Here is a 12,203-nt window from a genome sequence, read left to right as displayed (position 1 = left end):
GCTGGTTTGAGTAAAAGTATATCAGCTTTTTCTTACAAGAAAAAAATATCGTTGAAGTACCTATTTATTAGGCAAAAGAGTGATTGTTCTTAAAATGTTTATAATTCAGAAGCCTTAGATCTTTTTCATCTGCTCCTTCATCATACGTATCTGATCGTTCATCATACCATGCTTGTCAAGTTTTTTAGCTTCGTTAAGCAGCATGGTAGCCTCGCGTTTTCTGCGTTTGGTCATGGCGATACCGGCAAGGTTTAATTTCGCCATGGCAAGATCATGGTCCATGGAAAGGCCTAGTTTAAGTGCTCTTTTAAAGAATTTTTCAGCCTGGGTGATGTTGGTTTGGGAAACCATTAGTCCGTGAAGATACCAGTAATATCCCTGTTGCTTCTGAACCAGGGCTTTTTCAGGATCATTTATCCTATCAAGCCATTTCTTGGCACCTGGAAAATCTTGTTTTCTTAACCTTAGGAAGGCTAGCAGGATCATTTCATTTTTGAAATAAAGGAATATGAAGATTCCGGCTAATAAGATCAGCGCAATGCCATTTCCAATTTCTCCTTCTATGAATTGCCAGATCGCTGCTGCAAGGATTAAACCGGCTAAAACTAACTTGATATTTTTGTTGAACATTGTTTATCGAATTTTTCCAGGCGGCAAAGGTAATAAAAACAATTAAAAATTATTTTAATTTAGTATTTGCAGTACTTAAAAAGCTTTGTATATTTGCACGCAGTTTTAAAGACAGACAAAACGAATTTACAGAAGATAAAAGATATTCACAATGAAAAGAACGTTTCAACCATCTAAAAGGAAAAGAAAAAATAAGCACGGATTTAGAGAGCGTATGGCTAGTGCTAACGGAAGAAAAGTCCTTGCTCGAAGAAGAGCTAAAGGTAGAAAGAAATTATCTGTATCTTCTGAAAACAGACATAAACACTAATGAAGTTCAGTGTTCGAAATAATAAAGGTGTTACTTTTTAAGTAACGCCTTTTTTTATACCCAGACGCTTCTTATTTTTAGTCCCAACACAACTAACGCAAACACAACACATTATTATGCCAAGAAACAAAGACATTAAATGCGTTTTAATCATAGGATCTGGACCAATTGTTATAGGACAGGCCTGTGAATTCGATTATTCCGGAACACAATCTCTGCGTTCTTTAAGAGAAGACGGAATAAAAACAATCCTGATAAATTCGAACCCTGCAACCATCATGACCGACCCTTCCATGGCCGATCATGTATATTTAAAACCACTTACCACAAAATCTTTAATAGAGATCCTTAAAGATCATCCTGAAATTGATGCGGTACTTCCAACCATGGGAGGGCAAACTGCGCTTAACCTTTGTATTGAAGCAGATGAGAAAGGGATCTGGTCAGATTTTAATGTAAAGTTGATTGGGGTAGATATTGACGCGATCAATATTTGTGAAGATAGAGAGCAGTTCAAACAGTTAATGGGTAGAATTGGAATTCCGGTTGCTCCAGCAAAAACGGTTACTTCTTATTTACAGGGAAAAGAAGTTGCTCAGGAATTTGGATACCCACTTGTAATTAGAGCATCATTTACTCTTGGTGGTGGTGGAGCCGGATTTGTTCACCGTGCCGAAGATTTTGATGAGATGTTAACTTACGGATTGGAAACTTCTCCCATTCACGAGGTTCTTATCGATAAGGCATTACTGGGATGGAAGGAATACGAGGTAGAATTACTGCGTGATAAGAATGATAACGTAGTAATTATCTGTACGGTGGAAAATATGGATCCTATGGGAATTCATACCGGTGACTCTATTACAGTTGCGCCGGCGATGACCTTAAGTGATAGTGCATTCCAGCGAATGAGGGATATGGCTATCAAAATGATGAGAAGCATTGGAGACTTTGCCGGTGGATGTAATGTACAGTTTGCAGTAAGTCCAGATGAAAAAGAAGATATCTATGCCATCGAGATTAACCCTCGTGTATCCAGATCTTCTGCCTTAGCCTCAAAAGCTACAGGGTATCCAATTGCTAAGGTGGCTACTAAACTAGCTTTGGGATATCACCTTGATGAGCTGGAAAATCAGATCACCAAATCTACTTCAGCCTTATTTGAACCTTCACTGGATTACGTGATCGTAAAGATCCCACGTTGGAACTTCGATAAATTTGAAGGAGCCGATCGTACTTTAGGTCTTCAGATGAAATCTGTTGGAGAGGTAATGGGAATAGGGAGATCGTTCCAGGAAGCACTTCATAAAGCTACCCAGTCGCTGGAAATCAAAAGAAACGGTTTAGGTGCAGATGGTAAGGGTTATAAGGATTACGACCAGATCATTGATAAATTAACTAATCCAAGCTGGGATAGAGTATTTGTGATCTACGATGCTATACAGATGGGAATTCCACTGAGCAGGATACATGAGATCACCAAGATAGATATGTGGTTCTTAAAGCAATATGAAGAACTTCATGCTCTTGATAATGAAATATCAAAATTTGACATCAACTCACTTCCTAAAGATTTACTTCTAGAAGCAAAACAAAAAGGTTTTGCAGACAGGCAGATTGCTCATATGTTGGATTGTCTGGAAAGTGAAGTTTACAATAAACGTGAGGAGCTGGGAGTAAATCGAGTATATAAACTGGTTGATACCTGTGCGGCTGAATTTAAAGCGGCAACTCCATATTATTATTCAACTTTTGAAGAAGGAATTCGATCTAAAGAAGGTGAATTCTATACGGCAAATGAGAGCCAGGTTTCAGACCGGAAAAAGATCATCGTTCTTGGATCTGGTCCTAACAGGATTGGGCAGGGAATTGAATTTGATTATAGTTGTGTGCATGGAGTACTTGCGGCTTCAGAATGCGGCTACGAAACGATCATGATCAACTGTAACCCTGAAACGGTTTCTACAGATTTTGATACTGCAGACAAATTATACTTTGAGCCGGTCTTCTGGGAGCATATATATGATATAATCAGGCATGAAAAGCCTGAAGGTGTTATCGTGCAACTAGGAGGGCAGACTGCTCTTAAACTTGCTGAAAAGCTGCACAGATATGGTGTGAAGATCATGGGAACAAGTTTTGAAGCCCTGGATCTTGCAGAAGACAGAGGTAGTTTCTCTAAACTGCTTCAGGCAAATGATATTCCTTATCCAGATTTTGGAACAGCAGAGAACGCAGACGAGGCACTTGCCCTTGCAGATGAACTTGATTTCCCGATCCTGGTAAGACCATCTTACGTACTTGGAGGTCAGGGAATGAAGATCGTGATTAATAAAGATGAGCTTGAGGAGCATGTGGTAGATCTTTTAAGAAAGATCCCTAACAATAAGCTTCTTCTAGATCATTACCTTGATGGGGCTATAGAGGCTGAAGCCGATGCAATTTGTGACGGTGAAGATGTTTACATTATTGGTATCATGGAGCATATTGAGCCATGTGGAATCCACTCAGGAGATTCTAACGCGCTGCTTCCTCCATTTAACCTTGGAGACCTGGTGATGCAACAGATCAAGGATCACACGAAAAAGATCGCTCTGGCTTTAAATACCGTTGGTTTGATAAATATTCAGTTTGCTATCAAAGATGATAAGGTATTTATTATTGAAGCAAATCCAAGAGCATCGAGAACAGTTCCTTTTATTGCCAAGGCATACAAAGAGCCATATGTGAACTATGCTACTAAAGTGATGCTTGGAGCCAAGAAGGTGAAAGATTTTACATTTAATCCTCAATTGGAAGGTTACGCGATTAAGCAACCAGTATTCTCTTTCAATAAAATCCAGAAAGTGAACAAGCAATTAGGGCCTGAAATGAAAAGTACAGGTGAAAGTATCCTCTTTATTGATAGTTTGAAAGATGATGAATTCTACGATCTTTACTCAAGAAGAAAGATGTACTTAAGTAAATAGAATAAGTGATAAATTTTTAAAAAGTCATTTTGACTGAATTGAGATCCAGCTTTAATGTATTTCTCGGTTCTATTGAAATGACTTTTTTCTTTAATATGCTATTATGAAAGAATTGGTATTGATCATTGGTGGTAGTTATGGTGGCCTTTCGGTTATTTTAGGAGCTTTTGGAGCCCATGCCCTTAAGAAAAAATTTAATGAGGATCAGCTTAAAAGTTTTGAAACCGGGGTGAAATATCAAATGTATCACGCTATAGTATTAATAATCTGCGGAATCACCTTCCCTTTTCTTTCTGGGTTGCAAAATGTAATGGCCTGGTGTTTTATTATCGGAATTTTACTTTTTTCTTTCAGTATTTATGGATTGACCTGGAGTTCTTCGCAGGGAAAAAAGATTAAAATATTAGGACCCATTACGCCGCTAGGAGGTCTTTTGCTGCTAGCAGGTTGGGTATTATTGACCATTAATCTGGCCGATATTGCGATGTATATTAATCCTTAGGATTTCTATTAATCGATCTTTCTTTTCCTGTATTTTTCCGCGTACCAGGCAACCAGTATCAATTGTATGGAATGATACAACATAATTGGTAAAAGGAGTAGTCCTGAATTCGCGGCATTGCCAAATAATACCCTAACCATGACCGAGCCGTGCACCAGTGATTTTTTTGTTCCGCAGAATTGAGCAGCTATTTTATCTTCGGTATTGAAGCCGATGATTTTTGAGAAATAGGCGAGTCCAAAGAAGACCACGAAGAAAAGAACCAAAACGATCGCGGCCATTTTTAGTAATTCATCTAATTCTACCGAAGCAATAAGGTCTGACGTAAAGCTGTTGCTAAAGCTCGAATAGATGATAAGAATGATCGTGGTCTTATCAAATAAGCTTAATTGTTTACCATACTTTCTTGCAAAACGGCCGAAATATCTCTGTAAAAAGAGGCCAAGTGCAAGTGGAAAAATGATCTGCAGGCAAAGTTTCTGCATGACCACAAGAAAATCAAAATCTGCAGATTTCCCCAGTATAAAACCTATCCATAGCGGAGTTGCCACGATCCCAATGAGTCCGGAAAGACTGGCGTTAAAAATTGCCGTGGGTAAATTACCTTTGGCTAACGCTACCATCACTACAGATGATGACACCGTTGATGGTAAAGTCCCCAGGAAGAATAGTGCGATCCAGAGATCAGATTTTAGCCCATCTTCAAACAATGGAAGACAGAGCAGACATAGTAAAGGAAAAACAATAAATGTGGTAACGTGTATGACGATGTGAACCCTGTAGTTTATGACTCCGGCACGAAATTCAGCCGGTGAAAGCTTCAAGCCGTAGAAAAAGAAAATCAATCCAATACCAATATCGGTAATGGTTTTAAGCGGCAGCAGATCTATACCCTGCGGAAAAAAATAAGCAATCCCGATGGCTAGAAAAATAGCTCCTATGAATCCGTGAGACTTCAAGAATCCAATTCGATTTTTGCTTTATGATCTTCGAGAATATGAAGGTATTTTTCAGAAGAAAAGTCGGTTTCATGAAACTCCTGAACTCTTTTCTTTTTCATATTCTTTCTTTTAATGCTTTTGGCAAAACGCCTAATCTGGTTGTCTGTTCTTAAGATGAGCCCGGGAACATCTACAGAATCTCCTTTATTATCTTTCGCAACCATCGTAAAATAAGAGGAATTACAATGCTTAACCTCTCCAGATTGTATATTTTCAGCTTCAACGCGAATTCCAATAACCATGGAGCTTCTGCCCACGTAATTCACCGAGGCTTTCATAGTAACGAGCTCACCAATTTCAATAGGTTTTAGAAAGTCTACGGTATCAACACTGGCGGTAACACAGTATGCTCTCGAATGTTTAGAGGCACAGGCAAAGGCGATCTGGTCCAATAATGATAAAATATACCCTCCATGGATCTTTCCGTTAAAGTTGGAATGGGAGGGAAGCATTAATTCTGATATGACTACCTGGCTGTCTTTTATTTCTTTGAAATTCTCCTGCATGGTTATTTTCTAAAATGTGGGCTTTCAGATTTTTCGACTTCGGTAATGAAATATTTGGTGTCTCCCCAGAAGAAAAAGGTGGTATAACGCTCCTCATAGGTTAGTTTCACATAATTCCCTTCATATTCCTGAAGTTTCTCGATCACCTCGTCATATTTATCCAAAACCGAGAACTCGAAGATCTGGGCGCCGCTAATTCCCTGGCTTATTTCTCCTTCCCAGGTTTTTACGATCACACCTTTATGGCTGAACTTTATTAATTCTCCACTTCGTGTACCTACACTATAGGGTACAAAATAGACGAATGCGTAATATGACAGCCAAAGAACCAGGATACCTCCGAGTATGTAGATTAATGTCTTTTTCATTTTATATTTCTTTATATATAAGCTTCATAAAATCTTTGAATTTCGAGGGCTCCAGCCAGCGGGTCACGATCACCAGATTCCTCTTTTGATCTATGACGATAAAATTACCACCAAAACCAGCGGCATAAAAAATTTCACGGTCAATTTCCGGAATATTGCGATCACCTTCGGTATTAAGCCACAACATATATCCGTAATTCGGATTTGGTTTAGAGGGTTGGATAGCCTCATTTATCAGATTGGGCGAGATCAATTGTTTATCTTCCCATTTCCCGTTGTTCAAAAATAAGAGTCCGAATCTTGCCATATCTTCTGTATTGATGAACATTCCGCCTCCAGAATGGCCGCCACCGCTTACAGATTGCATTTTTAGCCCGTCTATAACGGTCCAGGAGTTTTCATAACCAAACCATCTCCAGGATTGAGATGCGTTGATAGGATCCATAATATTTTCTTTCAGCACCTTTGGTAACGGCTTTCTGAATACATTTAACAGAGAATATGCCAATACATTTACCCGAACGTCGTTGTACTTGAAATAAGTTCCAGGTTCGTGTAACTCTCTCGACCTCCATTCATCTATGGTCTGATCCTGAGGTGGCCGGTCTGCCCAGTCGAAACCTCCCCAAAGTTCTCCGCTCCAATCTGAATTTTGCTGTAATAGGTTTTTCCAGGTGATTTTCGAGTTATGTTCACCTTCAAAAGTGTCGTCCCAAACGTAGTCTACGACAACATCGTTAAAATCTGTGATCAAATTTTTATCCCTGGCAATTAGAGCAGTGGTAGAAAGAAAACTCTTGGTGACACTAAAGGTCATATCAACTCTTTCGGTGTCTCCCCATCTTGCTACTATATAGCCATCTTTCAGAATAATCCCTGCTGGTCCGCCTCTTCTTTTAGTTGGACCCAGCAACTCATGATAAGGTTCGCGTTGAAAACCTTTTAAGATCGCTTGTCGCAGATCTCTTGATTCTGAATATTCATTTGCTTTTGCGAATTCCACAGCTTCAGTAAAGTTTAAATTGAATTCTGAAGCAGATTGCTCTTCCCATTCTCCTGCATCTGGAAAATATATCTCCTGTGCCTTTAATTCAGGGAAAAATAAAAGGAAGCTGAATAAGATTAAGGTGTAGATGTTTTTCATTGAATTTTAAATCTGGGATTTTCCGATTCTTCCTCACTTTCAGAATCTTCATTTGCTTTATCCAGCCAGGCCTTGCCGATCTTTTTTTTTGGAGCTATACCAAGTTCTTCCAGTTTATCGATGTCTTTAATGAGGTTTTGCTGGCCGGTTAATTTTTTCATCGCTCCAGAATAGGCATTTTTGGTAGAATCCAGTCTATCACCTACGGTCTTTAGGTCGTCAAGTAAAATTTTGAACTTGTGATATAAACTGGCTGCGTGTTTAGCGATGGCTAGAGCATTCTGTTGTTGTTTCTCATTGCTCCAAATGGTATCTATAGTTCTCAAAGTGGATAGAAGGGTGGTGGGGCTTACCAGCAGAATATTCTTTTGGAATGCTGTATAAAAGAAAGTATTATCGGCATTCTGAGCTAGATATAAGGCCGGCTCGATAGGAATGAACATCAAAACAAAGTCTGGAGATCTCATTTCATGCAGATCTTCATATTTTTTATTGCTCAGTTGTACTATATGATTGTTTAGGGACCTGATATGTTCTTTTAAATATCGCTCCTGGACATCCTTATTCTCTTCGCTCACATATTTCTCATAAGCTACGAGTGAGACCTTAGAATCGATGACCATGCGTTTATCATTAGGTAAATGGATCACCACATCTGGATATAACCTGTTGCCTTCTTCATCTTTGTGGGCTTCCTGGATAAAGTATTCCCGGTCTTTTACCAATCCCGACTTTTCCAGAACTTTTTCCAGAATCAATTCACCCCAGTTTCCCTGCGTCTTGTTTTCGCCTTTCAAGGCTTTGGTCAGGTTATTGGCTTCTTCGCTTATCCTGATATTTTGTTCGTTCAGTGTTCTAAGCTGCTCGCCAAGTTCACTGTGTCTTTTAATGAAATTCTCGTTATTCAGGTTCACCTTATCTTCGAAGGTTTTTATTTTCTCCTTCAAGGGATCGAGAATACTTTCGATATTTTGTTTGTTGAGACTGGTAAATTTTTCAGATTTCTGCTCCAGGATCTTGTTGGCCAGATTCTCAAATTCCTTGGAAAATTTCTCCTGAAGTTTTTCAACCTCGGCTTTCTGTTCCTCATTTCTCTCCTGAAGATTATTGAATTCTGAAATTTTCCGGGTAAGTTGTAAGCTTAAATACTCCTTTTTTTGCCTGATCTCCTCACGCTCTGATTCTAGCTTATCAATATCTGCCTGGGCTTCATTTTTCAATTGCTGAATATCAGACTTATAGTTTTCTAAGTTATTGTTTAATTGATCTTTAAGTTCTTCTATTTGAAGTGATAGTTGAGTGTTTTTTTCTTCCAGTCTGCCGGCTTCTGATCTGGACTTAAGACCGGAAATTAACTTCCCCAGGTAGCCTCCTATTCCTAATGCGATCAGAAATATTAAAGTAACAAGAAGGTATTCGTTCATTTGGCAGGCGATTTTCTCAAAGATACTTATTTAGGAATTTTAAAGAAGTAAGAGAAAAGAAATTTGAATGGAAGCTCTATTTAATTTTAAAACTTGATGATTCCTGGTCAAAATGAATAAGATTCCCGGGGAAAAGATCATTGAAAGCCCTGGTCTTAACCAGTTCCTGAGGATTTCCGAATAATGCTTTCTTGTCTTTAAGGATAATAAGTTTATCACAAAGCTGTAGAGCCAGGTTGATTTCGTGGGAAGCGAACAGGATAGCTTTATTGGTTTCCTTGCTAAGCTTTTGTAGCAGTTTTAATACATATGCCTTATGGTAAAGATCCAGGTGAGTAGTGGGTTCATCAAGGATGATTAGCGGAGTGTCCTGGGCAAGTGCCCGGGCTATCAAAACCTTCTGGAACTGGCCGTCACTAAGTTCGTGGCATTTCTTGTTTTTAATGTCTTCGATATTCACCAATTGAATGGCATGCATGATCTTTTTGAGGTCATTTTTGGTAAGCCGCCCTATCCAGTTAGTGTAAGGTTGCCTGCCGAGGGCCACCAATTCGATAACACTCAAATTTTTAGACAGCAATTGCTCGGTTAAGACCATGCTAATATTTTTAGCAAGATCTGAAGGATCTGTTTTTGATAATTTATTATTAGATATAAATACCTCACCATCAATACTTTGCAATATTCCGCTTAAAGTTTTAAGTAAAGTAGATTTTCCAGCTCCATTCACTCCGATAACGGCAACGAGCTCACCGGGATTAATGTCTATATTGATGTCTTTAGCGATCAAATTCACCTTATTTTTCTTCCGGTAACCTATTTTCAGGCTTTCGGTTTTAAGGACGCTATTTGAATTTGATGCTGTCATTTAAAAATTGAACTTTCTTTTTCTTACCAGTAACCAGATGACTACCGGAGCTCCAATTAGCGAAGTTATGGCATTAATAGGTAAACTATATTCGCTCCCCGGAATTTGAGCAATGATATCGCATAGCAACATTAAAATTGCTCCGCCAAATATTACCGCGGGAACCAGAGTTATATGATTGGCAGAAGGAATGATCTGTCTAATTAAATGGGGCACGGCAAGACCAACAAAGGCGATAGGGCCAGCAAAAGCAGTAATGCTACCTGCGAGCAAGCTTGTAGCAATGATTATTGCAAACCTGTTCTTTTTGATATTGGTTCCCAGGCTTCTCGCATACTGCTCTCCAAGCAAAAGAGAATTAAGGTTCTTTATACTTCCTATACTAATCAAGATACCAACGATCCAGAAAAGGCTAAGAATGCCTACTTCATCCCAGCTTAGGTCTCCCAGGCTGCCATAAGACCAGAATACATATTGCTGAAGCTGTGAAGCCGGACTAAAATAGGCTAGAACGCTAACTATAGCCGCTGTAAGGCTGGCGAACATCAATCCAATGATAAGTATAGCCATAGTATCTCTTAATCTAATAGAAGCCAGTATTACGGCAAATAACACCAGTAAACTTCCCAGGCTGGAGGCGATAACCAAGCTCCATTTAGAAAGCAGGATAACGGCAAAGGAAGCTCCAAATACCGAAGCGCCCATAAATACGATGGCCACACCAAGACTGGCACCGCTGCTTAGTCCTAAAACATACGGACCGGCCAGGGGATTTCGAAAAAGCGTCTGCATTAAAAGTCCGCTGACTGCTAGGCCAGATCCGGTTATAATTGCTGTTATTGCTTTAGGTAAGCGATAATTAACGATGATATATTTCCAGGTATCTTTCTCGACCTCAAGACCGAGTAGGGAGGAGATTACCTCAGAAATAGGGATATTTACTGAGCCCAGGCTAATATTGAATAAGCCCGTTAAGATCACTGCCAGGAATAGCAGGATGATGGAGAAAGTATATTTCCTCTGGTTCAGCATTAATTAAGTGGTTTGTAAAACACCAGTTCGTAATCCTTTAGCAATTCAGGATGAAAGATAGCAATGTGATCCTTCAAAATAAGATCTGGTCTTTGTGGACCTAATTCATAATACAGAATTCCCCCGGTCTCGCCCTGAGCTAAACTTACACTATATACATTACGATCCTTAACGGCTTTGAATCTTTTGTAATGTTCAGATTCATTGAATAGCTGCTCGTAAGACGTGAATTGGCCGGAGCTCATCCAGAATTCTGCATCCTCTGCGTTTTCCAAGACACTTTCAAAGGCCAGAGACAAGCTCCCATCGCCTTGGGTATCTGAATACAGGTAATTAGAATTGGCATCTTCCAGGATCTGCGCCTGCCAGGAATTGCCATAAGGCATATACCATTTATCGTTAAACATAGAGCCGCTTATAACTTTTGGTTTTGCTTCCGCAGTTTTAGCCAGTTCTTTAGCAGCGAGATATTCAGACTTTATTTTATTGAAAATTTCCTTCGCTTTTTGTTTTTTTCCGTAAAGCGCACCAAAGAATTTGATCCATTCAGCTTTACCAAGCGGACTTTGTTCTGTCCAGTCACCATTATAGATCACCGGGATACCGGTTTTCTGGATGGTCTCAAAACTTTTGTTGGAAGCATCAATAGCAAATCCAATGACCACATCTGGAGAAAGCTCGATAAGAACTTCGGTATTTATATTTTCATTCTGTCCTAATTCAGAGATCTCACCATTATCAATTAGTTTCCTCGTCTTTTCTGAAGAAATATAATTCAGGCCTGGAAAACCTTTTAAGGTTTTTTCTTCATGCAATGCTTCCAAAGCAGGGATATGAGTAGTAGAGGTAACTACGATATTTTCAACCGGAACTTCGACTACCTGGTCATATTTTAAATTTTCATGGATCTCCGCATCTTTTTCTTTCAGCAGGTATATAAATGGATCCTGAGCATCGGGCCAGGGAGTATTCACTTTGATGATACTGTAATTATCGAACTTAGTGATACTAAAGCCCTTTGCATCTTCTATTTCGAGCTCCTTACCGGGCTGACTTTCAGCTTTATTCTTCTGTGATCCTTCTTTACACGAAAAGATGCCAAGGATTAGAAATATGAAAAGTATTTTTTTCAAGATCGGTCGATTTGAGTTCAAAAGTAAGATTATTTAAATTTTTGAACCCTTAACCTAACTTAATTGTTTAATTTTGCCTCGAAATTTTGGTTCAACGCTGATTTATTTCCGCGTGGATTAAAAGGGAATCAGGGGAAGTGCAAACTTCGTAAACCTGAGCTGTTCCCGCAACTGTAAGCTTAGTCCCGATAATTTTCGGGATGGCTGCAATAAATTCTTCAAACCACTGTCTTTAAAGATGGGAAGGTGAATTGCAGTACGTGAGCCAGGAGACCTGCCTGAATTTCAACTAGTATCGAGTGACTTTCGGGATAAA

12 protein-coding genes and 1 riboswitch are annotated in these 12,203 nt (G+C 39.2%); of the genes, 3 read left to right on the top strand and 9 right to left on the bottom strand.

Annotation, left to right across the window (positions count from 1 at the left end):
• Positions 1-114: 114 nt before the first annotated feature.
• Entirely contained in the window at positions 115-630 is a 516-nt protein-coding gene (locus tag C8P64_RS09025; protein ID WP_108171743.1) for a tetratricopeptide repeat protein, read from the bottom strand.
• 151 nt (positions 631-781) lie between these two features.
• Between C8P64_RS09025 and rpmH the strand changes: the two genes are divergently transcribed.
• From rpmH to C8P64_RS09010, 3 genes are all read left to right on the top strand, one after another.
• On the top strand, positions 782-940 hold the full coding sequence (gene rpmH / locus C8P64_RS09020; RefSeq protein WP_011708966.1) for a 50S ribosomal protein L34: 159 nt from the start codon (positions 782-784) through the stop codon (positions 938-940).
• A 116-nt stretch (positions 941-1,056) separates the two neighbouring features.
• Positions 1,057-3,909, top strand: coding sequence for a carbamoyl-phosphate synthase large subunit (gene carB / locus C8P64_RS09015; RefSeq protein ID WP_108171742.1), 2,853 nt, complete (start codon positions 1,057-1,059; stop codon positions 3,907-3,909).
• A gap of 103 nt (positions 3,910-4,012) precedes the next feature.
• Positions 4,013-4,411: a DUF423 domain-containing protein gene (locus C8P64_RS09010; RefSeq protein ID WP_108171741.1), complete on the top strand. Its 399-nt coding sequence runs from the start codon at positions 4,013-4,015 to the stop codon at positions 4,409-4,411.
• 8 nt (positions 4,412-4,419) lie between these two features.
• Here C8P64_RS09010 and C8P64_RS09005 read toward each other — a convergent pair whose 3' ends face one another.
• From C8P64_RS09005 to C8P64_RS08970, 8 genes are all read right to left on the bottom strand, one after another.
• Entirely contained in the window at positions 4,420-5,370 is a 951-nt protein-coding gene (locus C8P64_RS09005) for a bile acid:sodium symporter family protein (protein WP_108171740.1), read from the bottom strand.
• A complete protein-coding gene (locus tag C8P64_RS09000) occupies positions 5,367-5,918 on the bottom strand; it encodes an acyl-CoA thioesterase (RefSeq protein WP_108171739.1) in 552 nt (183 codons plus the stop codon). The genes C8P64_RS09005 and C8P64_RS09000 overlap by 4 nt, the downstream gene beginning before the upstream one ends.
• A gap of 2 nt (positions 5,919-5,920) precedes the next feature.
• On the bottom strand, positions 5,921-6,286 hold the full coding sequence (locus C8P64_RS08995; RefSeq protein WP_108171738.1) for a 6-phosphogluconate dehydrogenase: 366 nt from the start codon (positions 6,284-6,286) through the stop codon (positions 5,921-5,923).
• A 1-nt stretch (position 6,287) separates the two neighbouring features.
• A complete protein-coding gene (locus C8P64_RS08990; RefSeq protein WP_108171737.1) occupies positions 6,288-7,430 on the bottom strand; it encodes a serine hydrolase domain-containing protein in 1,143 nt (380 codons plus the stop codon).
• Complete coding sequence (locus C8P64_RS08985) at positions 7,427-8,854, bottom strand: DNA recombination protein RmuC (protein WP_108171736.1); 1,428 nt, start codon at positions 8,852-8,854, stop codon at positions 7,427-7,429. Before C8P64_RS08985 ends, C8P64_RS08990 begins: the two co-directional genes overlap by 4 nt.
• A 76-nt stretch (positions 8,855-8,930) precedes the next feature.
• A complete protein-coding gene (locus tag C8P64_RS08980) occupies positions 8,931-9,722 on the bottom strand; it encodes an ABC transporter ATP-binding protein (protein ID WP_108171735.1) in 792 nt (263 codons plus the stop codon).
• The gene (locus C8P64_RS08975) at positions 9,723-10,754 is read right to left on the bottom strand and encodes an iron ABC transporter permease (RefSeq protein WP_108171734.1); all 1,032 of its coding nucleotides are present in this window, start codon (positions 10,752-10,754) and stop codon (positions 9,723-9,725) included.
• The gene (locus C8P64_RS08970; RefSeq protein WP_108171733.1) at positions 10,754-11,887 is read right to left on the bottom strand and encodes an ABC transporter substrate-binding protein; all 1,134 of its coding nucleotides are present in this window, start codon (positions 11,885-11,887) and stop codon (positions 10,754-10,756) included. Before C8P64_RS08970 ends, C8P64_RS08975 begins: the two co-directional genes overlap by 1 nt.
• A 70-nt stretch (positions 11,888-11,957) precedes the next feature.
• A riboswitch (cobalamin riboswitch) is annotated at positions 11,958-12,183 on the top strand.
• Positions 12,184-12,203 lie beyond the last annotated feature (20 nt).

This window comes from Christiangramia gaetbulicola, from assembly GCF_003054225.1.
Classification (GTDB): Bacteria; Bacteroidota; Bacteroidia; order Flavobacteriales; family Flavobacteriaceae; genus Christiangramia; species Christiangramia gaetbulicola.
This window is presented reverse-complemented; position numbering and strand designations above follow the sequence as displayed.